This window comes from Sulfitobacter sp. 1A15299 (assembly GCF_043556915.1).
Classification (GTDB): domain Bacteria; phylum Pseudomonadota; class Alphaproteobacteria; order Rhodobacterales; family Rhodobacteraceae; genus Sulfitobacter.
Genome location: NZ_JBIFFJ010000036.1, coordinates 1 through 24,096, shown reverse-complemented (window position 1 = coordinate 24,096; position 24,096 = coordinate 1). Strand labels below are relative to the sequence as shown.

Annotated in this window: 21 protein-coding genes, 1 tRNA gene and 1 pseudogene; 13 read left to right on the top strand and 10 right to left on the bottom strand. The window is 60.2% G+C overall.

The genetic code is table 11. The annotated features are described in order from the left end of the window. The 5 genes and pseudogenes from ACGYK7_RS17395 to ACGYK7_RS17375 form a co-directional block, all read right to left on the bottom strand. Positions 1 to 371 (bottom strand): annotated as a pseudogene (locus ACGYK7_RS17395) (transposase); the annotation flags it as partial. 379 nt (positions 372 to 750) lie between these two features. Then, positions 751 to 1,110 carry a response regulator gene (locus ACGYK7_RS17390; RefSeq protein ID WP_394403692.1) on the bottom strand — a complete coding sequence of 120 codons (360 nt, stop codon included), beginning with the start codon at positions 1,108 to 1,110 and terminating at the stop codon, positions 751 to 753. Between the two features lie 3 nt (positions 1,111 to 1,113). After that, on the bottom strand, positions 1,114 to 4,551 hold the full coding sequence (locus tag ACGYK7_RS17385) for a CheR family methyltransferase (RefSeq protein ID WP_394403691.1): 3,438 nt from the start codon (positions 4,549 to 4,551) through the stop codon (positions 1,114 to 1,116). Next, positions 4,544 to 5,071, bottom strand: coding sequence for a PAS domain-containing protein (locus tag ACGYK7_RS17380; protein ID WP_394403693.1), 528 nt, complete (start codon positions 5,069 to 5,071; stop codon positions 4,544 to 4,546). Before ACGYK7_RS17380 ends, ACGYK7_RS17385 begins: the two co-directional genes overlap by 8 nt. A 998-nt stretch (positions 5,072 to 6,069) precedes the next feature. Then, a tRNA-Asn gene (locus tag ACGYK7_RS17375) sits at positions 6,070 to 6,144 on the bottom strand. Positions 6,145 to 6,497: 353 nt separating this feature from the next. Between ACGYK7_RS17375 and ACGYK7_RS17370 the strand changes: the two genes are divergently transcribed. Beyond that, entirely contained in the window at positions 6,498 to 6,773 is a 276-nt protein-coding gene (locus ACGYK7_RS17370) for a DoxX family protein (protein ID WP_394403690.1), read from the top strand. A 62-nt stretch (positions 6,774 to 6,835) separates the two neighbouring features. Here ACGYK7_RS17370 and ACGYK7_RS17365 read toward each other — a convergent pair whose 3' ends face one another. From ACGYK7_RS17365 to ACGYK7_RS17345, 5 genes are all read right to left on the bottom strand, one after another. Further along, on the bottom strand, positions 6,836 to 8,422 hold the full coding sequence (locus ACGYK7_RS17365) for a gamma-glutamyltransferase family protein (protein ID WP_394403689.1): 1,587 nt from the start codon (positions 8,420 to 8,422) through the stop codon (positions 6,836 to 6,838). Between the two features lie 791 nt (positions 8,423 to 9,213). Continuing rightward, positions 9,214 to 9,357: a hypothetical protein gene (locus ACGYK7_RS17360; protein ID WP_394403688.1), complete on the bottom strand. Its 144-nt coding sequence runs from the start codon at positions 9,355 to 9,357 to the stop codon at positions 9,214 to 9,216. A gap of 255 nt (positions 9,358 to 9,612) precedes the next feature. Further along, complete coding sequence (locus ACGYK7_RS17355) at positions 9,613 to 10,092, bottom strand: GNAT family N-acetyltransferase (protein WP_394403687.1); 480 nt, start codon at positions 10,090 to 10,092, stop codon at positions 9,613 to 9,615. A 234-nt stretch (positions 10,093 to 10,326) separates the two neighbouring features. Continuing rightward, on the bottom strand, positions 10,327 to 10,785 hold the full coding sequence (locus tag ACGYK7_RS17350) for a GAF domain-containing protein (RefSeq protein WP_394403686.1): 459 nt from the start codon (positions 10,783 to 10,785) through the stop codon (positions 10,327 to 10,329). Then, on the bottom strand, positions 10,782 to 12,458 hold the full coding sequence (locus ACGYK7_RS17345) for a gamma-glutamyltransferase family protein (RefSeq protein WP_394403685.1): 1,677 nt from the start codon (positions 12,456 to 12,458) through the stop codon (positions 10,782 to 10,784). The genes ACGYK7_RS17350 and ACGYK7_RS17345 overlap by 4 nt, the downstream gene beginning before the upstream one ends. Before the next feature lie 111 nt (positions 12,459 to 12,569). Between ACGYK7_RS17345 and ACGYK7_RS17340 the strand changes: the two genes are divergently transcribed. The 12 genes from ACGYK7_RS17340 to ACGYK7_RS17285 all read left to right on the top strand — a co-directional run bounded on the left by ACGYK7_RS17340 (position 12,570) and on the right by ACGYK7_RS17285 (position 23,788). After that, on the top strand, positions 12,570 to 13,346 hold the full coding sequence (locus ACGYK7_RS17340) for a GntR family transcriptional regulator (protein ID WP_394403684.1): 777 nt from the start codon (positions 12,570 to 12,572) through the stop codon (positions 13,344 to 13,346). 44 nt (positions 13,347 to 13,390) lie between these two features. Next, a complete protein-coding gene (locus tag ACGYK7_RS17335; protein WP_394403683.1) occupies positions 13,391 to 14,329 on the top strand; it encodes a tripartite tricarboxylate transporter substrate binding protein in 939 nt (312 codons plus the stop codon). After that, a complete protein-coding gene (locus tag ACGYK7_RS17330) occupies positions 14,326 to 14,949 on the top strand; it encodes a hypothetical protein (RefSeq protein WP_394403682.1) in 624 nt (207 codons plus the stop codon). Before ACGYK7_RS17335 ends, ACGYK7_RS17330 begins: the two co-directional genes overlap by 4 nt. A gap of 10 nt (positions 14,950 to 14,959) precedes the next feature. Further along, a complete protein-coding gene (locus ACGYK7_RS17325) occupies positions 14,960 to 16,546 on the top strand; it encodes a tripartite tricarboxylate transporter permease (RefSeq protein ID WP_394403681.1) in 1,587 nt (528 codons plus the stop codon). Positions 16,547 to 17,070: 524 nt separating this feature from the next. Beyond that, the gene (locus tag ACGYK7_RS17320; RefSeq protein WP_394403680.1) at positions 17,071 to 17,949 is read left to right on the top strand and encodes a LysR family transcriptional regulator; all 879 of its coding nucleotides are present in this window, start codon (positions 17,071 to 17,073) and stop codon (positions 17,947 to 17,949) included. A 186-nt stretch (positions 17,950 to 18,135) separates the two neighbouring features. Continuing rightward, complete coding sequence (locus ACGYK7_RS17315) at positions 18,136 to 18,804, top strand: hypothetical protein (RefSeq protein ID WP_394403679.1); 669 nt, start codon at positions 18,136 to 18,138, stop codon at positions 18,802 to 18,804. 65 nt (positions 18,805 to 18,869) lie between these two features. Next, positions 18,870 to 19,829, top strand: coding sequence for a TRAP transporter substrate-binding protein (locus tag ACGYK7_RS17310; protein WP_394403678.1), 960 nt, complete (start codon positions 18,870 to 18,872; stop codon positions 19,827 to 19,829). A gap of 94 nt (positions 19,830 to 19,923) precedes the next feature. Continuing rightward, on the top strand, positions 19,924 to 20,433 hold the full coding sequence (locus ACGYK7_RS17305; RefSeq protein WP_394403677.1) for a TRAP transporter small permease: 510 nt from the start codon (positions 19,924 to 19,926) through the stop codon (positions 20,431 to 20,433). Positions 20,434 to 20,435: 2 nt separating this feature from the next. Then, the gene (locus ACGYK7_RS17300) at positions 20,436 to 21,734 is read left to right on the top strand and encodes a TRAP transporter large permease (protein ID WP_394403676.1); all 1,299 of its coding nucleotides are present in this window, start codon (positions 20,436 to 20,438) and stop codon (positions 21,732 to 21,734) included. Between the two features lie 11 nt (positions 21,735 to 21,745). Then, positions 21,746 to 22,951 carry an amidase family protein gene (locus ACGYK7_RS17295; RefSeq protein ID WP_394403675.1) on the top strand — a complete coding sequence of 402 codons (1,206 nt, stop codon included), beginning with the start codon at positions 21,746 to 21,748 and terminating at the stop codon, positions 22,949 to 22,951. Beyond that, complete coding sequence (locus ACGYK7_RS17290; RefSeq protein WP_394403674.1) at positions 22,948 to 23,247, top strand: hypothetical protein; 300 nt, start codon at positions 22,948 to 22,950, stop codon at positions 23,245 to 23,247. Before ACGYK7_RS17295 ends, ACGYK7_RS17290 begins: the two co-directional genes overlap by 4 nt. Next, complete coding sequence (locus ACGYK7_RS17285; RefSeq protein WP_394403673.1) at positions 23,216 to 23,788, top strand: hypothetical protein; 573 nt, start codon at positions 23,216 to 23,218, stop codon at positions 23,786 to 23,788. The genes ACGYK7_RS17290 and ACGYK7_RS17285 overlap by 32 nt, the downstream gene beginning before the upstream one ends. The last annotated feature ends 308 nt before the right edge of the window (positions 23,789 to 24,096 follow it).

Sequence of the window (24,096 nt, the reverse complement as noted above, 5' to 3'; positions counted from 1 at the left end):
CCGGACTGTCTTTGGGTCGACACCAACAAGCCTGCAGGCCCGACGTTGCGAGATTTCATGGTCCCGCATCGCTTTAAGCGCTGCCTCCCGCCGCTTGCTCAATGTCGTCAGTTCTTTCCCAGCAGATCTTTCAGCACGACATTGTCGAGCATCGTATCGGCCAGCAGCCGCTTGAGCTTGGCATTCTCACCTTCGAGGGACTTCAGCCGGGCAACTTCGGAAACATCCAAGCCCCCGTATTTGGCTTTCAGCTTATAAAATGTGGAGGGGCTCAGGCCGTGGCGACGACATACTTCGGCTGTCGGCATGCCTGCCTCTTGCTCCTTAATCATCCCAATAATCTGCGCCTCGGTAAAACGGCTCTTTCGCATATGTTTGCTCCTTCGTGGTTGAGCAAACTCTACATTAAAGTGAGGGATCTCGCGGGGGGCAGGTCACGTCGCTATGGACGTGTCTTAAGTCTTCGCGCGGAAATCAGGCAGGCGGCATCAATCGAGCGGTTACTTCAAACTCGAACCACTTTTTCCGGCGCATTTTGACGAATGGCTGAACCATGATAGGGCCTAAGACGCTCTTCTTAGACAAAACCACGTTTCGGACACGCTCCCTTGCCGTTTCTCAGAAGTCCGGACCGCCAAACCGTCTAGCGATTGCTAACCACTTACCAGCAAGAGAGATCGAAACTATAGCCGGACCAAATCTATTTCTTGTCGACCCCGTGGAAAGCCTATGACGCAGTAAAGTCCTATGTCAGGTTTGAATTTTGGCAAGTTGCTGCGTGACAACCGATACCAATTCTGCGGGGGTCGATGGTTTCTCGCAAAAGCCCGCTCCGGGATACCGCGCTCCGTAATCATGGGCCCGTGCATGCCCTGAGTGGAATACCAAGGGAACGGACTTTTCCGAAAGCCAGCTGGCCAGCGGGTCAATCACACCATCCGCCAATCGCACATCCAGAAAACCGAGGTTGGGCGTTGCGGTTTTGGCGACGGTCAGCGCTTCGGCGACGGTGGGGTATGGCCCGTCTACCTCAAAGCCTTCCTCTTCCAATGTCAATTTGATATCCATCCCGACAAGCAGCTCGTCCTCGACCAATAGGATCTTGACCATAAGTTAGGTTCCTTTCTTGCCGGGGCGCTTCAGGCTCCATTCGAACATCTTGTCCGCGGCATGATTTTCCAGTTTAGCGTTCATTTGCTGCGCGGCGATCCGCAGCATGTTTGAGCCAAATCCCGACGGGTCGACATCTGCCTTGAGCCGATCTTCGCGCATTTCCTGCCAATAGAGCGCCCAGCCCTCATCCTCGGTGGTTTCGCAGGTGATCCGGAGCTCCCCTCGGTCTGCGCCCAGAACGCCGTATTTCGCAGCATTGGTCGACCATTCGTGAAAGATCAGCGCCAGTGGCGTGACTTCGGATTGGTCAAGCACAAGGTCACAGCCTGTGATGGTAACGTCGAAATGCGGCAAAAACGGTTTCAGAACTGCTTTGACGAGGCTTTCCAGCGTGACGCCCTGCACCTTGTCCGGCCGGTTGGTCAGCGCATGGGCACGGCCCAGCCCGGCGATCTTTTCGCGAAGATCGCGGACAAATTGCTCAGTGCTCACGGCATCGCGCGCCATTGTAGCGACGAGCGCGTTGATCACGGCGAACAGGTTTTTCACGCGGTGGTTCATTTCACCGATCATCAATTCGCGGTTTTCGGCAAGATGGCGGTCAGACGTGATGTCGAAGCTAACGCCCAATACGCGGTTTTGGTTTTCGGCGGTCAGCGGGCGCGCGAGGCAGCGCAGCCAGCGGGGACGGTCTTGGCCCGGAACGGGAACGCGGAATTCGGTCGAGACCTCCTCGGCCTCTTCCGCGCATTTCTTAAGGGCCTCACGCAAATCGGTCCGATCCTCATCCAATACCTGATCGAAAAATTCCGGCGCCGGGTGCCCGCCAGCTTTGGGCAATTCCAGAAGCGCCGCCTGACATTCGTCTACGACAACCCGGTCGGCCTTAGGGTTGTATTCCCAGATGCCGATCCCGGCGAGTTGAACGGCAAGTTCAAGCTGCTCGCGCTCGCGGTTCAGTTCGGCCTGTAGGTCGGTCATTTTGGTCACATCGGTAAAGATGAGCGTGACCCCGTCCTGCTTGTCGTCGCGCACGTAATAGGGGTAGACCATCAGGATCCACTGCCGCGAGCCATCGGCATGCATCATCGACTGCCGCAGCGCCTTTTCCCCGTCGTTCACCCGCGCGGCGGCGTTCAGATGCGCATCGCTCGACAGCAGGCTTGTCACCTGTTGCAGGGGACGCCCCAGATCACCCGGCTGGAAGGGAAAGATTTCAAGCGCCGCATCCGTATGGCTGCGCAGGCACATTTTGCTGTCCAGTACGACCATCGGCAACTGTGTGGATTCAAAAAAGTTGCGCAAATCGTCATTCGCCACGCTGAGCTGATCGACCTTCTCCTTCAGCTCATCGTTCACGGTGGAGAGCTCTTCGTTTGTCGACTGAAGCTCTTCGTTCATCGACATCATTTCTTCGTTCGAGCTTTTCAGTTCTTCATTCGCGGTTTCCAGTTCCTCAGTCTTATCGCGCAGCTGACGCCTGATATGCTGCAACTCACCTTCGAGCATTTCGATCTGCCCATCAGCCGGACCCAGCTCAAGCAGGTCGTCATCCGGCTCGACCTCGAAAGCGGCGAGATCGCGGAACACCATGAGGACGGTATCATCAGCCAGCGGGTCGGCCACAACGTCGATCTTCTGGCGGCCAAATTCGGCACGCACTTCGATATCCCGCGCCACCATTCTTTGCCGGTCCGCACTGGCTTGGCGCATGAGGGGCAGCAGCACTTCGCGTAGTCCGGGCCGCGCGGTCTGCGAGGCTGAGAGGTTGGCCCCGGCGGAGAATTCGAAATAGCGCCCAAGCCGCCCGTGGCTTTCGATGATCATCCCGTCGCTGTCGAGCACGACACAGGGCCGCGCATAGCGGCTCGCCAAACGCTCCAGTGCCAGACTGCGCCCCGCCGTGACCCCGCCCCGCTCATTTGCGTATTTCCCATGGGTTTGCCGTGTTCTGCGGTCGGTGGAGAAGGGCAACTGCACGGAATAGCGCGCCTCCCCTTCGTTGCGCGAAAACACCCGTGCCTTTTGATCAATGGCCGTAAACAACTCTTCCGAACGGCCAATCGTCTCGGATGGCCCTAAAAAGAGATATCCGTCGGGCCGCAGCGCATAGTGAAACGTCGGCAGCACCTTCGACTGCAACTCTTCGCCGAAATAAATCAGCAGATTGCGGCAGCAGACCAGCGACAGGCGCGAGAACGGCGGATCTTTGATCACACTGTGGGGCGATATACGCACCATATCCCGGATGGCCGGCTCGATGCGGAAGTGATCGCCATGCTGGATGGTGTAACGCTCCCTGCATTCTTCGGGGATGTCGTTGAGGGCGGACGCGAGGTAGCGCGCCTCTCGCGCGATCTCCAGCATCTGTTCGTCGATATCGGTTGCGAAAATGCTCACCCGGGGCGCCGCGTTTTGCCGTTGCGCTTCGTCGTCGAAAAGCATCGCCAGCGTATAGGCCTCTTCGCCACTGGAGCAGCCGGGCACCCAGACGCGGATCTCCTGATGCGCCGCGGCGCGTTTGACCAGCGGGGCGATCACATGTTTGCGCAGCGTCTCGAAATGTTCAGGATCGCGGAAAAACCGTGTCACATTGATCAGCAGATCGCGCAGCAGCGCCGCCGCCTCAGTATCGTCGTTGCGCAGCTTTTTGCGGTATTCGACCGGGTCGGATAGCTGCAACACCTGCATTCGCCGTTGGATGCGGCGGGCCAAGGTGGTGTGTTTGTAGCCGGAAAAATCATGCCCAGCCTGCATGCGCAGCGTCTGGCAGATGGCGTCAATTTGATCACTGTCGCCAACCACCGCCCCCATCTCGCCAATGGCGCGGCTGAAGTAATCTCTGAGACGGTCAAGCATATCCTCGGGCCGCAACACGAAATCGACCATTCCGGTAGAGACCGCCGAGAGGGGCATCCCGTCATAGCGCGCCGAGCGTGGCGTTTGCACCAGCGCCAGCCCGCCATGCTCCTTGATCGCGCGCAGGCCCAATGTGCCGTCGGCCCCGGTTCCCGACAGGATCACACAAGCCGACAGACGGCCCGCATCCTCGGACAGCGACATGAAGAAGTCGTCAATCGGTCGGCGCAGGCCGCGCGGCTCGTCAAAAGGTTTAAGTGACAGTTTTCTGTCATGGATCGACAGGCCATGACCGGGCGGAATGATATAGACAGTGTCCGCCATGACCATTTCGCCCTCTTCGGCCTGACGTACCGACAGCGTGGTCTGGCGGCCCAGCAGTTCGGCCAGAAGGCTTTCGTGATGCGGGTCAAGATGCTGTACCACGACATAGGCCATCCCGGTCGGCAGTTTCGCCGGGGCCAGCATGTCGCGCAGCGCTTCGAGGCCGCCCGCGGATGCGCCGATGCCGATGACCGGCGGTCCATCTTCTTGCGACAACGGCTTTTGCGCAGTATCGGCCTGTGCTTGCTTATCCATCGTAGCGAATGTTCGCGATGGTGGTTGCGGATTGCGACAAAAGCTCTGCCGATTGACGCATCATCAGACCGTAATTGGCGCTGAGCTCCGCCATATCGTCGATATTTTTGCCTAACTGCGCATCGTAATCCTTCAGTTCGGCCATGCCCTTTGACGCTTTGAGATCGAACTGCGAGGCGAAAATCAGGCTGCCCGTGCCGGACCGTTTTCTGAGCCGAGACATGAAAACCAGATTGACGAAGGGCGTGCCATCAGCGCGCAGGTTCGGCACCTCGAACCGACCGGCCTCGGCCTCTGGGTCGTTCAAGAAATTCCGCATCTTCAACCGCACCTCTCGAACCGCATCGGTCCGAGGCTGCAAGAACCGGCAGTTCCGCCCCAACACCAACCTACGGGTATAGCCTGTCAGCGTACAAAATGCCTCGTTAACCTCGATCAGAGGCTCATCGGGCTCATCCAAGGCACCGAGTGCAAGGGGAATACCTGCTTTCTGTATGTATTCGAGAAGAGAAGCTGGCACTTTAGAAGGCAATCTTAAATTCCTTAACGCGATTTGAAGCACCTCAAGACGCACCGCAGCCAAAACTGCACAGATAGCCCAAAGAGGCCCAGCTTTGTGCCGGGCTGCGGCCCATACGTAACGCGGGTTCAGAATGGATCAACACAAAATTTTTAAAGACGGCATGGACCGGGAGGGTGGCTGACCTACGGGTGGTCCGACCGATGTTGTGCTGTGCCAAGATGGACCAAGCCGACGGATACCCTCTACCTTTAGGGCTCTTAAATTTCTGTGAAAAACTATTGGTGGCAGCGGGTGGGAGAAAGTGATTTCCAACAAGCCCAAATCGAGCCTTCGGTACCCCCCGTTTTTGCAGGAACTTGGTCGTAGGGTTTACGCGGCCATTCTCCGTTTCTGGGCAGAGGGGCATTCCAACGCGGCCCATCTTTGGGCGCTTGTTGTTGTAAGACTAGAGGCACCCGGTGGCAATCTGCTGCACCAGGTCGATGGTTTCGAAGATGTGGAGGTCCAGAGAGGCTCACAGTTCTCCGGAGTGGCAAACCCGGACCGGCCCAAGGCCCATTCAAGCCGCCGCTGACGACGCGAGCCCTGAATGGGCTGCGTCAAACGCAGCTTCATGTACCGGTGCAGCAGTGCTTCCGAGGTTTCGTCCAAAACAAATGCAAACACATCCAGCACGCTTTCGAACTCCATGGCCAGTGTCCCGAGACATGTAATCGCCAGATTCGGGTCTTTCGTCCCTAAGGAAATCAAGACGGGCAAACGAGATGTGGATAACCTGGGGCGCGGCGACGAAAATAGTACTATCAGCGTTGATGGTAGGGGTAGCTCGAAAGGGGCATGCAATCTCCGGGTTTCGGAGAGCCTGCTTCGATGGGTGAAATGGAGCAGAGGCAACCTGATGTGCAACCTCGTGTGCAACCAAAACTGCCAACTCGGGGAAATAGCATCGGAGCCAAACACAAAATATGTTTGTTGTCAGATGCTTGCGAAGAAATTGGCTCCGGCGGTAGGGATCGAACCTACGACCAATTGATTAACAGTCAACTGCTCTACCGCTGAGCTACGCCGGAATGCCTATGTCTGTCTTTCGGGCAACGCCCTCGGACAGCGGCTCTTTAACGCGGGCGGTCCCGGGTGCGCAAGAGCAATTGGCCGATTGAAGCGAATTTTTTTCGATTATCTGCAAACGCTCCTGAAATGCGCCCCTCGGCCCGGTTCCACACCGGGGTCGGGCGTCACAGGTCCGTGACACACCTCCCCCGGCGCTGAGGGCTGCGCGGGTTACGGGTGAAACTGGGCTCGTATGAACAACCTATTGTCTTGAAAGGGAAAACATGACCCTCCTATCCCCCTACCAGCCGCAGATGCTCTCGCTTTTTCGCAGCATGGCACGACCAAGAACCTTAGCTTCCCTGCCAGGCCGATGAACGGCGTGTCGATCGCCTCGATGGGCGGAATCTCGGGCGTGGTCGAATGGCGCTTTGGCGCCTTGCTGGTGGTCGGCCTGTTCTCGCGCCTCTCGGCCTTTATCCTGAGCGGCTTGACGGCGGTGGCCTATTTCATCGCGCAGATGCCGCAGCGGTTCTTTCCGCTGCTGGATGGCGGCAATCCGGCGGCGCTTTACAGCTTTGGCATTCTCCACCTCGCGGCCGCCGGGCCGGGGCCATGGCCGGTCGACGCGATGCGCGGGCAAGGCTGAAAATAAAACGGCATGGCCCCGGAACGGGCCATGCCAATCTCACAAGGGCAGAGACGCGCGGATCAGAAGCCCGCCGCCTGCCCGTCTTTGCGCGGATCGGACCCGGCGGAATATCCGCCCTCGGGCAGACGCTGCACCAGCTGCGCGCCGCCGAAGCCGAACGCGTTGTCCGGCGCTTCGACATGGACGACATGGCCCAGATCGCGCAGCCCTTGCAAAAGCTCGGGCGCCATGGCCGGTTCGCAAGCCACCTCCAGCCCCGACAGGATGCGCCAGCGCGGCGCATCGGCGGCGACCTGAACGTCCTGTCCCCAAAGCTGCGTGCGCAGCAGCAGTTGCATATGGCCCTGGGCCTGGATCGGGCCGCCCATCATCCCATAGGCCATCAAGGGCTGGCCGTTCTTCATCGCAAAGCCCGGGATGATCGTATGGAAGGGCCGCTTGCCCCCTGCCACGATATTCTGATGCCCCGGCTCGGTGGTGAAACCAAAGCCGCGGTTCTGCATCGACACGCCCGTCCCCGGCACCACCACGCCCGAGCCGAAGCCTGCGTAGTTCGACTGAATGAAGCAGACCATCATGCCCGCGGCATCCGCCGTGCTCATCAGAACCGTGCCGCCTTGCTTGGGCGCGCCCGCACCGAAGTCCTGCGCCTTCTCGGTCGAGATCAGCGCGGCGCGCGACTTGAGGTATGCCGGATCGAGCAGCGCCTTCTCGTCGACCTCGGTCATGGCCGTCCGATCCGCCACATAGGCATGCAGATCGCTATAGGCGAGTTTGCAGGCTTCGATCTGCAAATGCACCGCCATCAGGTCGTCTGCGCCATGCGCGCGGATGTCGCTATGCTCCAGAATGCCGAGCGCCATCAGCGCGGCGATCCCCTGTCCGTTTGGCGGGATTTCATGGAGTTCCACATCATCGAAGCTCTGGCTGATCGTGCCGCACCATTCGGGCTTGTTGGCCGCCAAGTCCGCCATGGTCATCGCGCCGCCATTGGCCTCGGCATGGGCCACGATCTCTTCGGCGATCTCCCCTTCGTAAAAGGCGCGGCCCTTGGTCTCGGCGATCAGCCGCAGGGTGCGGGCCGCGCCGGGGTTGCGGAACCGCTCCCCCGCTTTCGGGGCGCGGCCCTCCGGCAGGAAGGTCTCGGCAAAGCCCGGTTGCTTGCCCAGAACCTCGGCCCCGCGCGCCCAGAGCGTCGCAATGGTGGGCGAGACGAGAAACCCCTCTTCGGCATAGCGGATCGCCGGGGCCAGCACCGTCGCCAGATCGAGCTTGCCGAACTTCTCCATCAATTCGACCCAAGCGCTGACCGCGCCCGGCACGGTGACACTGTCCCAACCATGCTCGACCATGCCATCGGGAAACCGTTCAGGCGACCAAGCGGCGGGCGCGCGGCCCGAGGCATTGAGCCCATGCAGCTTCTCACCGTCCCACAGGATGCAGAAAGCGTCAGAACCCAGCCCGTTGCCCGTGGGCTCCACCACAGTCAGCGCCGCAGCGGTAGCGATCGCCGCATCCACCGCGTTGCCCCCCTGCTGCATCATCAAAAGGCCGGCCTGCGTGGCCAGGGGCTGAGAGGTCGCGACGACATTGTCGGCAACCACGGGAGATCGGTGGGACGGGTAAATGGGATCGTGACGAAGCATGGCTGTCCTTTGCTTGGGTAAGGCCAGCGGCGCGGTCAAACCGGCCGCCTTTGGCGTTCCCGGCAAAGTGAACGTGAATGCATCTGCATGCAACTACCCAGCGGGATAATTCCGCGGGGCTGGAGCGCTTGTCGGTGGCGTTGTTACCCGCGGCTGCCCGCGGACCTGCGCGCCTTGAGGCGGAGCAACTTGCGGTGGTGGCGGAAACTCCGCTCGCAGTGGCCGGGGGTGAAGATCATGACCCAAAGCGCCCAAAGAACGCTCTCTTCCCGGTATTGCCACGCCCTTGCACAGAGCGACTGATCGGCATCGGAGAAGATGCAATTATGCAGGATGCGAGACCAGTCTCTTACGTTAACCAACATCTGGAACCTCCCTTTCGCCAAGCGGTGGGGCGCCTCGCCGCCATCGCCAAGGATTTGGTCCCCCCGGATGGTTAGAATGTTGGCTGAAAATTCTGCCGAGAATAAGGCGGAGGGCTGGTGAGACCGTGCCGGGGTGTGACGAAAAGTAGCGCGATGTTGCCAGAAAAACGAAGTTCAATTGGCAGCGCTTTTGGAGCTCCCTCAATAGGCTGTAGCAGGCCAACTGCCGATAGTCATCAGGATACGCGTCCACCCCTCTAGCATGGGCGCCACGACTTAACCTTTTCGGCAACTGTAAGGCCACACAGATTTCTGCAGTGACCGACAGAGATTTCGGGAACAGAGAATATTTCCAGGAAACTCAGACAAACGTTGGAAGCTTCGTTTCGATCATGATTTCAGGCCCCGAAGCTGCAACCGGTGCATTTACAAAGAAAGGATGCCCCCCGTCAGCCTCAAGCTCAATAAATCCTGCACGTCCCTTGTCACCCTCTCATCATTTCGATGATCGGCAAACCAGCGCTTAACAGCCGCGTCCATTGCTCTGCAAAATTCATCGAGATCAAACATGGCTGCTGGCTCTTCTCCGTGAACGGCTGAAAAGGCGTGCATTCCTCCCCTCGTTTCAAGAACTGAGAATATGCGGTGCTGAAGGGTATTGAAAAAATCAAAGTCTAGGTGCGCTCAAAAAACCTGCCGCAAAACGGAGCCAATCAATCTATCTCCTTAGCAACGGCGGTGACGGCATCTTTTGATGCAGAGCTGCTTTTCGACCAGTCCCATGCGAACGACAGTTCTGAATCCAAATCTCCATATTGCTAAAAGCTATGGCTTGCCCTCGAATGCATGAGCGTTTGTTTTCAGGTCGTCCGGCGTGAATCTGAAAATCGTCATTTCGTCTACGCTATAAGCGCCAAGGCTTCTGTAAAATTCTATCGTGGGCTTATTCCAGTCCAAAACCCCCCATTCCATCATCTGGCAATTTCGCTGTAGGGCGAGTGAGCAAAGATACCCCATAATGATCTTGCCAAGACCTTGATGGCGAACTTTCGTATCCACGAAGAACCCGTCGATATAGATCCCGGCCAGTCCGGTAAATGCGGATGACTTCTGACAAAAATAAGCGAAGCCGACAATTTCTCCCCTGTAATATCCGAACAGCGCTTCGCCCAATTTTTCATTCAGAAGCCGCCTGATCTGCGGCTCAGTTGCCGTGATCTTGTCAGCCATCTTTTGATAGGCGCCGAGTTTCCTCATGTATTCGACGACAAGCTCCGCATCATCAGGAGATGCGTGGCGGATCATGAAATCTGGATTGGATGTCCTTATTTTCTGCACAGTGTCCCCCCTATACCAGTTTGCAAGGGTAAATGCCCTACCCACGACTGCAAGCCAGAACATCTCGGCTTGGTTCGCCGAACTGAGGAAATTCTATGCGCAGCGCACTACCGTTCTCAGCCAAATCAGCGCAGCGAAGTTCCCCGATGACGAAGAACGCCCGGGGAAAATTCCTGACGCCTACGGCATCATGGCATATAATTAGTCTCGCAGATCATTCCGATCAGCCAGTGCAGCCGCAACTTGTTTTGCGATCTCCACCTCTCGCGAACTGAAAGCCGGATCGCCCCGCAAGTAATTGATCGTGCCGAGAACCGAACCATCGAGGACGATGGGCGCGTTCAACACAGCATTGAGCCCGAGCCCCAAAATGGTTTCATGGTCCGAAAATGCCCATCTGATATCAGCGGCCCCGAAACCGAGGTTGATCTCTCGGTCGATCAAAACCTTTTTTCCCCACGCCGTATCCCGCTTTGGTTTGCGACCGCTGACAGGATAGCTATCGGGCAAGGTGGAGTGAAGGCGTTCCACCTCCATCGTCGCGGCGTGGAAACGCATTGCGGTGAACAACTCATTGTCGAAAGCCCTGCCGCATAGGTCAAAAGCCTCCTCCAGCGGGGTGCTTTGATTGGCGATACGTTTGCAAATCTCCGTCGTCATGGTTTCGCTCCAGTCTTGGCAGTGCCGGCGCGCCGCGGGTCGGCGACGGCGTCCACGCCGGATCCGTCACGCAAGGCGATGCAGATCCCGCCCGCCATCCAGGTTCGAACGGGCCATTCTTCCAGGTCATGTCCGCGTGCGCGCAACTCCTGAGCCTGCGCGGGTGGCAGATCGGCTTCATACATCACCTTGTTGGGATGGACATCATGTGGCGCGAAGCTGCCGGGATAGGCATAGGACGCCACGCGGGGCGCCTCAACCGCCGCGCGCGGGGTCTGTCCAAGGTCCAGCATGCCCAGCAATACCTGCGCCATGGCCTGAACCTGTACGTCGCCACCGGGCGTGCCCATGGCGAGCCATGGCTTGCCATCCTTCAGCCCCAGAATGGGGTTCGGCGTCAGCCGTGGACGCTTGCCGGGGGCGAGCGCATTGAGGTGACCGGGGATCGCACGGCTCTGCGACCCGCGCGAGGAGACCGAGAGGCCGGTGCTGGGGATCACCACGGTGTCGTAGCTCGGATCGCTCGGGGTGGCGGAGAAAATATTGCCGGCGTCGTCAATCACGCTGACATGCGAAGTATCGGCGCAGCCCACTTCGAACACTGGGCGTTCGCCCGAAGCCGCGGAAGCCGGGGCCGCGGGGGCCGGCAACGGGTCTGAGGTCTTCTGAATGCTGCGCAGCCGGTCGGCGATGAAGGCGGGGTCCAGCAGCGCCTCGGGGGCTATCTGCATGTATCGGGGGTCGGTAACATGCGCCTCGCGGTCGGCGAAAACGCGTTTCAGCACCTCAAGCAGGAAATGAAGATCAATCCGCTCTCCGTCGCGGGAGGCTTCGGGGCCGGCCTGTTCCAGCATGGCGAGCGTCTGCGCCATCGAGATGCCCTGACACCAGGCACCGCAGCAGTGGATTTGCGCGCCCCGGAAGTCGACGGCGAAAGTCGGCTCTTCACGAACCTCGTAGGAGGCGAGGTCTTCGGCCTGCAGCAGGCCGCCGTTTTCCTCGTGAAAGGCAACGATCTTTTGCGCGATCGGACCGCTGTAGAAAGCCCCGCGGGCGGCGGCCAGACCTGCGCAGCGATCACCTCCCTCGGCACGGGCGGCGCTTTCCGCATCGATCAGTAGCTGCAGGGTGTTTGCAAGGTCGGTCTGGACAAAACGCTCTCCCACCTTCGGCAGGCGGCCACCGGGCAGGAAGATCGCCGCCGTTGACGGGAAGCGCGCGTATTTCTCCTCCCGTGAAGCGATGAAATCGGCCAGCAGGGGATAGACCTCGAAACCGTCGCGTGCGGCCTGCACCGCCTCTTGGGCGACATCGCCGAAACCGAGGGTGCCGTGGGTCGCCAGAACCTTGATCCAGCTTGCCGGGGCGGCGGGCACGACGGTGCGCAGCAGGCCCTCTGGCACGTGGTCGCCGTGATCGCGCTGCATCTGCACCACGTCTGCGGCTTGCGGCCAGACCCCGACACCGTCGTAGCTGGTCACATGCTCGCGCGCCGCGTCATAGAGGATCACCGGCGCGACCCCGGCAAAGGACACCAGATCGGGCTGCACGACGGCCAGCGCGATCCCGGCGGCCACCCCGGCATCCACGGCATTGCCGCCTGCGCGCAGAACACGTTCCGCGGCCCCGGTGGCGATGGGATGTCCGGTGGCCACTGCCCATTCTTCGCTCATCTCCACCCTCTCAACGCTGTGATATATTCCGCCTACAATTATTAACTACGTAGTTGACAAGTGCAATACCCCTCGTTCTATGATAGTTGTATGGAAAGCCCCTCAGATAGATTGCCCCTCAAGACCTTGGTCGCCGCATGGGAAGACACGGCCCCCGATGGCAAGGGCCGGCCCAAGTACCTGCGTCTGAGCGAGGCCTTCACCCGCTGCATCCAGGACGGCACCTTCGCGCCCGGCGGCCAGCTTCCCGGCGAGACCGAGATCGCCGCCGCGCTGCCCATCGGCCTGTCCACGGTGCAAAAGGGCCTGTCGCGGCTGGTCGAACAGGGGCTGATCGTGCGCCACCGCAAGCGCGGCAGCTTCATCGCCGACGCACGCCATCAGGTGCCCGAGGTCCATGTCTACCGCTTTCGCGACTCCGAGACCGGCGATTGGAAGATGCCTTATACCCGGGTTGTCGATATTCAGCGCCTGCCCACCGCCGAATCCGGGCCACTGCTCATCGGCTTCGAGGCCGAGCAGGTGATCCGCATCGACCGGCTTGTGTGGGTCACCGGGTCGCAACCGGCTTTCGGCACCATGTACCTGCGCTGCGACCACGCCGAAGCGCTGCTGTCGCGCCCCTTGGAGGAGCTGCACGGTATTTCCTATCACCGCATGCTCTGGGAGCAGTTCCAGATCCGCACCGCCAGGGTCCGCCACGAGGCGCGCGCCGACCTGCTGTCGCGGCAAGCCTGCCAACATCTCGACCTTGCCGCGCCGCATGTGGGGATGATCTGGGACGCCCATGAACATGACAGCCAGGACAGGCTGCAACTGATCCAACGCTTCGAATTGCCCCGAGGCCACCGTCCGATGGAGCTGGTGGAAGGCAAGCCTGGATTCTGACGACCAATAAAAATGCAACCAACCTAACCAACAGTGGAGAGACCATGAAACGTATTCTGATGACCACCGCCGCTACCGCCCTGCTGGCCGCCGGGCCTGCGCTGGCCGAATGGAACCCCGACGGCCCGATCCGCCTGTGGATCGGCTATGGCGCTGGCGGCGGCACCGACGTGCAGGGCCGGACCCTCGCAAAGGAGATCGAGGCCAAGCGTGGCTGGCAGGTGATCCCCGAAAACAAGGCGGGCGACGACGGCACCGTCATGTCCGCGCAACTCAAGGGAGAGGCTCCTGACGGTCAGACCCTGGGCTTTGCGATCACCACGACCTATGATTTCGCGCCGATGAACAGCGACAACCTGTCGCCCGAGGATTTCACCTATATCACCACGACCGCAGGCTCGCAGATGGCGGTTCTGGCGCGCGCAGAGAGCGGCTGGAAGACGCTTGATGATCTTAAAGCCGCCGCCGCCAATGAGCCGATCGTCTGGGCCAACTGGGGCACGCAGGTCGAGGCCGGCGCCGAGATCGTCGCCCGCGCCCTCGGGATCGACGTGAACCACCTGCGCATGAAGGGTGGCCGTGGCACGCTCAATGCGCTGGTGTCGATGGACGCCAATGTCGCCTGGGGCGGCGGCGTACAGAAACCGCTGGTCGAGGCGGGCGAACTGGTGATCCTCTCCTCCGCCGAGACCGGTCCGGTGGCGCTTGCCCCGGAGATGCCGACGCTGATGGATCAAGGCATCGACCTGAACCTTGGCTACCAGTACATCATCACCGCCCCCGCGGGCATGCCTGACGAGATCCGCGACGAGATCGGCAGCGTCATCGCCGAGATCCTCGCTGACCCCGAGAGCGAGACACGCCAGTTCATCGAAAAGCAGTATCCGCCGGCGCCGATCGTGACGCAGGGCGCGGAGCTGCGCGAACAGATCCTCTCGACCTATGAGGCCAATGTCTCGATGATGAAAGCACTGGCCGAATGACCCGAGGTCCCGTGGACACCGATGAAGGCGCCCCCTCCGGGGGGCGCTGGAACCTCTGGCTGGGCGGGGGCACGCTGGCGCTTGTCGCGCTTTGCCTGCTGGTCTGGTTTCCGCGGGACATCAGCAGCGGATTTCTCAAGAAGAGCCTGACCGGCAACACCATCCCCGGAGACGCCTTTTTTCCCACGCTGCTGGTTTTGCTGATGGTGCCGCTGGCGCTCTTGCTAATCGCGGGAGAGCTGCGTGGCAGCGGGCGTGAAGCGGGAGAGCCTGTTGGGCGTATCGGTCTCGACAACCTGTTGTTTCTGGTCCGTGCGGGTCTTGTCACCGCTGCATCGCTTGCGCTGATGACATGGGGCGGGCCGCTGGTGGTCTGGGCCAGCAACGCCGCGGGCCTTACGGATTTTTCCGGCTACCGCGCGGCTTCGGGGCGGTTTCCCTACAACGTGGCCGGGTTCTTTCTCGGCGGCACGGCGTTGAGCGCCAGTTACATCTACATCACCCGCCGCGCGCTGCGGACACGCGATCTTGTGGTTGCCATGCTCTCGACGGCCTTTCTGATCCTGCTGTTTGCCGGGTTGCTCGACAACATCCAACTGCCGCCAAACGCCGACCTGTGAAGGACACCCCTTGGACCTCTTGCTGCAATATCTCGCGCTCGGAATCAGTTCCGTCTTCACGGCCGCCGATGGTGGCCTGTGGCTCTTGCCTATGGGCATGGTGCTGACCGGGGTCGTCATCGGCATCCTCGTGGGCGCCACCCCGGGGCTCTCGGGCCCCTTCGCCATGGCCATCGCCCTGCCGGTTCTGGTCTCGATCTTCGGCTACGGGAACGAGGCACTCTATCCGGTGCTGGGCTGTCTTCTGGGCATCATGAAGGGCGCGACCGTGGGCGGTGCGGTGCCGGCGATCCTGTTCAACACCCCCGGCACGCCCGATGCCTTCCTGACCACGGTGGACGGCTATCCGCTGGCGCAAAAGGGACAGGGGCGCCGGGCGATCCAGACAGCGCATTTCGCCTCCGTCGTGGGGGACAACTTTTCGGACCTCGTGCTTTTCATCGCCGCCCCTGTGCTCGCGGTGGCGGTGGAACGGGTGCTGGACCTGCCCGAGAAATCCGCCCTCATCATATTGTCGCTCTGCTTCATGGCCGCCGTGGTCGGTAAAGCTCCGTTGAAAGGCTTGATCGGTGGCCTTCTGGGGATGTTCGTCTCGCTTGTTGGGACGACGATGTCGGGCGACGGACCGCGCATGACACTTGGCATCCCCGAGCTTGGAGGCGGCCTGCCGCTGACCTCCTGCGTGCTGGGCGTGTTGGTCCTGTCCGAAGTGCTGATCGCGGTCGAAGACATGCGCCGCGACCGTGCCGCGGCCAAGGGGCCGGTCTCCGCCCCTGAAATGGGGCCGCGGCTGAGCTGGGGCGAGCGCTGGCGGATGATGCCCGCGATCCTGCGCGGCGCCGGGATCGGCACGATGATCGGCGCGCTGCCGGGGATCGGCACCACCACCGCCGCGACCCTGTCGCATGACACCGCGCGGCGCCGCTCGACATCGCCCGAGACCTTTGGCAAGGGCGCGATCGAGGGGGTGGTGGCAACGGAATCGGCGAACTCAGCCGTCTCCGGCGCCAATCTGATCCCGGTGATGAGCCTCGGCATCCCCGGCAATTTCGCCGCCGTCTTTATCATTCTGGCGGTGGAGACCATCGGCGATTTCGCCTTCGGGCCGCAGGTTTTCCGGTTCACCCCGATCAAGGAGATCGAGGGGTTCGACACCATCATGAACCGCGATCTGGTCATGGCCTTCGGCCTTTTCACGATGATGGTGATCGCCAACCTCTGCAACTGGAGCGTCGGCAGTTTCCTGATGGGCCAGTTGGGCCGCCTTATCCGAATCCCGAAGGACGTGATGTTGCCGGTGATCCTGACCGTTTCGCTCACTGCGGCCTATGTGCAGGACGGCGGCTATGTCGGCCTGCTGAGCGCCTGTGCCTTTGCCCTTATCGGCTACGTCCTGCGGCGCCTCGGTGTCTCGATCCTGCCCTTCGTCATCGGGTTTCTGCTGGCCCCGGCGCTCGAGGGGCTGATCCGTGGCAGCTTCACCGCGTCGGGCGGCGATCCATGGTTCTTGCTGAAATCGCCCATTGCGCTTGTCATGCTGGCGCTGTCAGTGTGGTTGCTGGTGCGGATGTTCCGGCAGAACCGCGCGCAAACATGACTTTTTCAACGGCTAAGCCCGGCATTCTGTATCAGCCGAGGTCAGAAGGCTTGATCGTTTCTTATCACGATAACGCAATCTATATGCTCAGGAAGCCCCGCTGTCTCATTCAAGTATGCGAAAGCATTTGGGCATGTTCTTTAGGCCAAATTCACCGTTCGATATTATCGGGCACTGATTGCTTACTAGTTCCGGTCAGAGATGCCTGAAACAGGTTCGGCTCAGATCAGCCCGCCGAATTTCTGTTTCAAAGGTCAGATATAGGCGGAAATAAGCTTCATGGGGCCGCTCAACCAATGCGGGATTTCCACTGTATGATGTTTGCTGAGCATATCTAACGCCAATTATTGTCGGAGAAATGTACCGACTAGCCGACATTCGTGCAGATCGCAGCGAAAGCCCGCTTTCCGCTCAATTTTCGATCAACCCCCGATTGGTCCACGCTTTTCTAATGACAAGTGACTTTCCCGCATGGCTGACTTATCCTCGCCCTTCGCGCCCAAAACAAGAAATAGAGGCCCTTAGTGAACACGCGCTTTTTGGAGACATTCGTCACGGTTGCCAATTTGGGTAGTTTCCGGGCCGCAGCCGACCAATTGAATGTCAGTCAGGCGACAGTTTCCAGCCGGATTTCGTCGCTGGAGACGGATCTTAGGGTCGATCTGTTCGACCGAGAATTCCACGCGACCCGGATCACAGTAGCCGGCGCAATGATCCTTGAAAAAGCGCAAGACATGCTTGCGACTGAGCGCAGTTTGCGTAGCACCTTGGCGGACCCCACAACCGCCGTGGGGCGCGTACGATTGGGGCTTGTGTCATCGGTCGTTCATACATGGCTTTGTGACCTGATCGAAGAGGTAGCCCGCTGCTATCCTCGGTTAGAACTCGAACTGACAGTTGAGCCGACACCGAACATTTCCACCGCCTTCGAGCGCGGCGCTCTGGATATGTTGCTGACCACGGATGATCGCCACGATCAAAACTGCGCTTGCGCTGACCTGCCGCCACTGGCCATGGGATGGTTCGGACCGGAGGGGATGCGCGGCGAAAGATTGACACTGGCTGACGTCGTTACCAGCCCACTGATCACCTTCACCCGCAATTCACGCCCGCACGCCAATGTTCTCGCGCTTTTCAGCGATCGCGGCCTGCGACCTTCGATCGTGCATTGTATCACCTCGATGGCGGCGATTGCGCGATTGACACAGCGCGGGCTGGGCATCGCGACCTTGCCTCTGGCCTGCGACTTGGCGGGGCCGGGTATTTGCGAGCTTGATGTAGATGCGAAACTGCCACCCCTGCCGCTGTATTGCATCTGGCGGCGCAGTTCCGACGTGGCCACCTATAAAGCAATCGCCGATCTGGCGCGGGCCTGTGCGGAGCGTCATCAACGGCAGGCCTGATCTCATTCACGGTCGCCTGATCGGAAACCCCTATCACCCCCCCCCTAAATAATCCCGTTTGTCGTTGGACCCCATCTCGGTAAGGGTGCCCCAACAACAATCGACAGAGCTTGACCGCACCTCGACGGAGACGGGCCGTGCCCCGCTACGTGACGGGAAAGCTTTGTCCAAAGATCAGGATGCAGAATGAGCAATATCCGTACAACCGATCAAGCACAGCTTTTCGTCTGGAGCGATATCGACCCCGATCATGAGGCTGACTTTAACCAGTGGTATGACCGGGAGCATATGGAAGAGCGCGTTCGCATTCCGGGCTTCACCGGCGCGCGGCGCTATCGTGCGGTATCGGGCTCGGCTCGGCGCTACCTCGCCCTGTACCGCGCCAGCAACCTTGCCGATTTTACCTCGGAAGCCTACCGCAAAGCCTTTACCAAACAGACCCAATGGTCGCTCACCAATTTCGGGCGCATGTCCAACACCCGCCGTCGGGTGATGCAGGTCGCGCAAGAGGGCGGCTTTGGCTGGGGCGGCGCGCTGGTGCTGATCGAACTGGTGCCGGATGCCATGGGGAGCGACGCCGTCGCCGAAGTGCTTGGCAAATTGATGGCCGAAGAAGGCGTGCTGCGTGTGCATCACATGATCCCCGACGCAAGCCTTTCGACCCCGCTGCCGTCTGAAAACACCGAAGGGCGCGTTCTGGCGCCTTGCATCGCGGTGGATGTGACGTCAGAGCCGATCGCCGAAGCGACCCTGCGCCAACTGACCGAAAAGCTGGGCGGCGCGGTGCGCGAGGCCGAAACCTTCCGCCTGATGTGGTCGCTGGACGCGCAAGACCTGCCCGCATTGGAAGACTGAGTTAACCAACCTGCCCTGCCAAAGCGGCAGTGCAAGAACCACACCCCCAACAGGAGATACCACATATGAAACACCTTCTCATCGGAACCGCGATCGCAGCCCTGACAGCCGGTCTGGCCCATGCGGAAACTTGGAAAATGTCGGCGGACGCGCCAGACGGCAACTATCTCACCCAGAACATCCGCGCCTTTGCCGATGATGTGGCCCGCCTGTCGGATGGCGCGCTGGAAATCGACGTTGTGTCGAACTCGGTCCTGCTCAAGCGCCCTGAACTGAAGCGCGGCGTGCAGCGCGGCATCGTTCCCATCGGCGAAGTCCTGATCTCGGCCCTTGGCAACGAAGACGCCGTTTACTCTGCCGATGCCGTGCCGCTTTTGGCGACGACATTTGACGAGGCCCGCGCGCTTTGGGAGGCCTCCCGCCCCATCTACGAAGAAAAACTGGCCGATGATGGCCTCGTGCTTCTGTTCGCCGCACCTTGGCCACCGCAGGGCGTCTACATGAACCAAGAAGTGACCGACGCATCCTCCTTCGACGGGGTAAAGTTCCGCGCTTACAACCCATCAACCGCGCGCCTTGCTGAGCTCTTGGGCGCCGTTCCCGCCACCATCGCCACCTCCGAGATCAGCCAAGCCTTCTCGACCGGGGTCATCAACGGTATGATCACCTCGCCGTCGACCGGTGTGGACAGCCAAGCTTGGGATTTCGTGTCGCATTACTATGACGTTCAGGCCTTCCTGCCGAAGAACATGGTGATCGTGAATAAGGGTGCCTACGATGGCCTTTCCGAAGACGTGAAAACCGCGCTGCATGAAGCGGCTGAACTGGCGGAAACCAGGGGCTTTGAGATGGCCGAAGCGGCCACTACCGAAGCGACGAATACAATGGCCGACAATGGCATGAAAGTCCTGCCGACCCCCGAAGGGCTGGCAGACGACTTTGAAACCATCGCCGCGACAATGCGCGCGGAATGGCTGGAACAAGCAGGCGAAGAGGGCCAGAAGATCATCGATGCGATGAACTGATCATAGCGGGCCCGGGCTGTCACTTGCCCGGGCCCTTTCTACAGCGAAAACGAGTTTTCGCCCCAACCCGCCCACCGATCCGGAGCCCGCCGCCATGAAGCTGACCCGCCACCTATTTAACTTTTGCGGAGCCTTGGCCGCGCTGTCCCTACTGGGGATTGCGGTCTTGATCCTGTCTCAGATTGGCCTCCGCCTTATGGGCAGCCAAATACCGTCAGCCGACGATTTCGCGGCATGGGGCCTTAGCGCGTCGATCTTCCTCGCTCTTCCCGCCACCTTGATACGAGGGGATCATATTCGTGTCACATCGCTGCGGCAGCTGATGTCAGATCGACTGGGCCACGCCGCTGACATTCTCGCCGCCACGTTTGCCACGGTAATGATGGGCTGGGTCGCCTGGGCGATCTTCGGTTATGTCCACGAAAGCTGGACCTATAATGAAGTCAGCCAAGGCGTCGTGGCCGTTCCGCTTTGGTGGCCGCAATCCGCGATGGTTTTGGGGTCGATGCTCTTTGCACTGGCATTTGCCGAGCGCACCCTGCGCCTGATCCTCGGGCTGCCAGTCGAGAGTGACGATACGAGCGAACAGGGTCGGGGCGAATAAGCATGGATATTCTTCTTCAATCCGCGACCTTGGTCGTGACCTTGCTGGTACTGTTAGGCTTAGGTATCTGGGTTGGCGTCGCGCTCATGGCCTCGGGTGTCGTCATCTTCATGATGTTCACCTCGACGCCAGTCGATGCGATCCTCGGCACCACCATGTGGGCGCATTCCGCCAGCTGGACTCTAACGGCGCTGCCGCTGTTCATCTGGATGGGCGAAATTCTCTACCGCACCCGTCTGGCCGAAGACCTGTTTTCCGGTCTTGCCCCTTGGGTCGGACGGCTGCCCGGCGGCTTGGCGCATGTCAACGTCGCGGGCTGCGGGATCTTTGCCGCCGTATCGGGATCATCGGCAGCCACCACCGCCACCGTGGGGCGCATTTCCCTGCCCGAACTGAAATCGCGGGGCTATGCCGACCGGCTTGCCATTGGCTCATTGGCTGGATCGGGCACGCTTGGCCTCTTGATCCCGCCGTCAATCGTGATGATCGTCTATGGCGTCGCGGCCCAAGTGTCGGTCAACCGTCTGTTCATTGCAGGTGTGGTGCCGGGATTGATGCTGATGGCGCTGTTCTCGGGCTATATCGCGATCTGGTCCAAAATGAACCCCGATGGCGTACCAGACCCCGAACCCCGCCTGCCAATGCGTGAACGCCTGCGCCGCCTCCGTATGTTGCTGCCGGTGGTCGGTTTGATCATTGGGGTCATCGGCTCAATCTATGCCGGGGTCGCCACGGCAACCGAAGCCGCCGCGATCGGTGTGGCCGGGGCGTTGGTCATTGCGGCCTTTGGCCGGTCGTTGAGCCTCGACAGTTTCATCGCCTCACTTTTGGGCGCCACACGCACCTCTGCCATGATCGGGTTGATCCTGCTTGGCGCAGCCTTTCTCACTTCGGCAATGAGTTTTTCTGGCCTGCCCGGACAACTTGCCGAAATCATCTCTGCCAGCGGGCTGGGCGCACCGGGACTATTTGCTGTACTAACCGTGTTCTTCGTGTTGCTCGGCTGCTTCCTTGATGGAATCTCGATCGTGGTGCTTACGACCTCGGTTGTCATGCCCGCCGTGGCTGCCGTTGGGATCGATCCGGTATGGTTCGGGATCTATCTGATTATTGTCGTCGAAATGGCGCAGATCACGCCGCCGCTGGGGTTCAATCTGTTCGTGATCCAGAGCCTGACTGGTAAATCGATCTTTGAGATTACCCGCATGATCGTGCCCTACTTCATGATCTTGGTGCTGGCCGTGATCCTGCTGACGGCATTCCCCGGCATCGCGACATGGCTTGTGGAACAAACGATTTAAAGGCTGATTTGATGACACAGACACCCCAATCCCTTCTGGACGCGGCACGCGCGCGCGCGACCTCACCCGATTTCACCCGCACCTTTGATGATCCGGTCGAAGGCGAAGGGCCGCTATCGGGGTTAAACGTCGCGGTCAAAGACCTGTTCGACGTTCGCGGCCAAGTCACACGTGCGGGATCGTTGGTCCGCCAAGACGCGCCACCCGCCGCCGAGGATGCTGCGGCGGTCGCGCGGCTGCGCCGTGCAGGCGCGGGGCTCATCGGTCACGCCAATATGACGGAGTTCGCCTATTCCGGTCTTGGCCTTAACCCACATTACGGCACGCCCCTCACGCCGCTGCGCGAAGGTTGTATTGCGGGCGGCTCGACCTCGGGCGGTGCTTCTGCCGTGGCGCGAGGCGTGGCCGATATCGCGCTTGGAACAGATACCGGCGGCTCCGCGCGCATCCCGGCTGCCTTTTGCGGTTTGTTCGGATTCAAAGCCACTGCGCAGACGATCTCACGCAAAGGAGCAATACCGCTTTCGCATTCGCTCGATAGTGTCGGCGTGCTGACCCGCGAAGTCGGCCTCCTGCGCCCGGTGTTGAACGTGCTGCGGGACCAACCGCTTGCCGCGTCCTCTGCACCGCGTGCTGTCATCGTACCGGAAAACTTCGGCATGGATGAGTTGGACGCCGAGGTCGCCGAGGCCTTTGAAGCCGCTCTCGAAGCCCTTCGGGCCTCTGGCGTGGGCATCCGGCGGCAGACCCTCGAGTTCTTCGAGGACTACCGCGCCCTACCCGTTTGGCAATTCTCGGCAGTCGAGTCCCGCGCCCACCACGGGGCGCATTTTGACAAAACCCGTGCTGACCTTGATCCGCGTGTCGCCTCGCGTATGACAAGGGCAGATGGCGTCACCGGCATTGAATTCGCCCGCACGATAGCAGCGCGGGAAGCACTCGTTGCCCGTGCAGCCTGCCTTTTTGGAGACATGCCTGTAGCACTGCCGAGCGTGGCTATCATGCCGCCGAAGCTGAATGATCTGAACAACGATGCGACCTATGATCGGATCAATTTGCTGGCGCTGCGCAACACCAGCCTTGCGAATGTGATCAATGGCTGTTCGTTTAGCATGCCGATTAATGGCCACCCCGGTGCGGGACTGATGCTGACCGCTCCGGCGGGGCGGGATGCGATGCTTCTCGCCATGGCTGAAGAATTGCAGAGCGAGCTGTGAGCGAAAAGACCAAACGCCCTTCTGCCTATGTGGCCTTGGGTCCGCTGCGTTACCGTGTGAGCCACGTCAACGATCCGATGCTAACGGGCATTTCAGATGTCGCGGTCACCGGCGACAGGATCGTTGTTCTCAGGCGGCAAGCGCCTGAACTGGTCATGCTCGGGCCGAACGGTGCAATGACAGGTGAAAGCACCGAGCTGCCGCAATTCGTATGCGGTCATGGGCTGCGCGCCATTTCTGCGGAACGAAATGGCCGCGACGGACATGGATGGGCACAAGATCGTGCTTCTGGGTAGCACGATGCAGGAGATCAGCCGGATGGATTGCGCAGAGCGTCCAAGCTTTGGGCGCCCCTTCAATCACCCCTGCGATTGCACAAAAGGACCGGATGGCCGCTATTATGTTGCTGACGGATATGGGAACAGCGCAGTTCACATCTTTGACCCGGAACTGCGCCACCTCAAGACCTTCGGGCACCCCGGAACTGAACCGGGCGCGTTCTCGACCCCGCACAGCCTATTGTTCGACAGTCAGGGGAGGCTCTGTGTGGCGGACCGCGAGAACAACCGCGTCCAACTCTTCGATGCTGAAGGGAACTGGCTGGGGCAGATCGAGGGGCTGCACAAACCGATGGCGCTGGCACTTACCCCGGATGGCCTCTTGCTGGTCAGTGACCAGACCCCGCGTCTGTCCGCTTACTCTCCGAGCGGCGAATTGGTTGGACGTTGTCGCACCTTTTCCACCTATGGTCACGGATTGGCTGTGAATGGGGACGGAACCATCATCATCGCAGAAATGAACCCAGATCGCGTCACCCTGCTGTTCCCATGCCCTTAGTGGACGCATACTGAAGTACCATTGAATGAAAACACGGTTAAATAATGGAACCAAGTTTTCACAGTGAACAGGGATTGGTGTTGGCTGTTGCTTCCGGCCTAATCCGGTCGTTTGTCAACGAGGTCTCCTCTGCGGCGCAGCTTCGCCGGTGGGACCGTTCGTGACATCCTGCAGCACAGCCTTGTGGTGAGGATAGGCGATCAGCCAGATGTCATGACGAGCAGCCCGATACAAGCTGACCTGCCCCCCACTGGTCCCTCACTCATAACGAGAGTCTGCAGGTTTGGTTTTGATAGTTGGGGGTTCTG

Coding starts and splice junctions, on each gene's coding strand:
- ACGYK7_RS17330 (WP_394403682.1), top strand. CDS start 14,326: ATGACCCGAGGTCCCGTGGACACCGATGAAGGCGCCCCCTCCGGGGGG.
- ACGYK7_RS17300 (WP_394403676.1), top strand. CDS start 20,436: ATGGATATTCTTCTTCAATCCGCGACCTTGGTCGTGACCTTGCTGGTA.
- ACGYK7_RS17370 (WP_394403690.1), top strand. CDS start 6,498: ATGAACGGCGTGTCGATCGCCTCGATGGGCGGAATCTCGGGCGTGGTC.
- ACGYK7_RS17310 (WP_394403678.1), top strand. CDS start 18,870: ATGAAACACCTTCTCATCGGAACCGCGATCGCAGCCCTGACAGCCGGT.
- ACGYK7_RS17360 (WP_394403688.1), bottom strand. CDS start 9,357: ATGTTTGATCTCGATGAATTTTGCAGAGCAATGGACGCGGCTGTTAAG.
- ACGYK7_RS17335 (WP_394403683.1), top strand. CDS start 13,391: ATGAAACGTATTCTGATGACCACCGCCGCTACCGCCCTGCTGGCCGCC.
- ACGYK7_RS17315 (WP_394403679.1), top strand. CDS start 18,136: ATGAGCAATATCCGTACAACCGATCAAGCACAGCTTTTCGTCTGGAGC.
- ACGYK7_RS17295 (WP_394403675.1), top strand. CDS start 21,746: ATGACACAGACACCCCAATCCCTTCTGGACGCGGCACGCGCGCGCGCG.
- ACGYK7_RS17345 (WP_394403685.1), bottom strand. CDS start 12,458: ATGAGCGAAGAATGGGCAGTGGCCACCGGACATCCCATCGCCACCGGG.
- ACGYK7_RS17385 (WP_394403691.1), bottom strand. CDS start 4,551: ATGGATAAGCAAGCACAGGCCGATACTGCGCAAAAGCCGTTGTCGCAA.
- ACGYK7_RS17390 (WP_394403692.1), bottom strand. CDS start 1,110: ATGGTCAAGATCCTATTGGTCGAGGACGAGCTGCTTGTCGGGATGGAT.
- ACGYK7_RS17285 (WP_394403673.1), top strand. CDS start 23,216: ATGGATGGGCACAAGATCGTGCTTCTGGGTAGCACGATGCAGGAGATC.
- ACGYK7_RS17365 (WP_394403689.1), bottom strand. CDS start 8,422: ATGCTTCGTCACGATCCCATTTACCCGTCCCACCGATCTCCCGTGGTT.
- ACGYK7_RS17305 (WP_394403677.1), top strand. CDS start 19,924: ATGAAGCTGACCCGCCACCTATTTAACTTTTGCGGAGCCTTGGCCGCG.
- ACGYK7_RS17350 (WP_394403686.1), bottom strand. CDS start 10,785: ATGACGACGGAGATTTGCAAACGTATCGCCAATCAAAGCACCCCGCTG.
- ACGYK7_RS17355 (WP_394403687.1), bottom strand. CDS start 10,092: ATGATCCGCCACGCATCTCCTGATGATGCGGAGCTTGTCGTCGAATAC.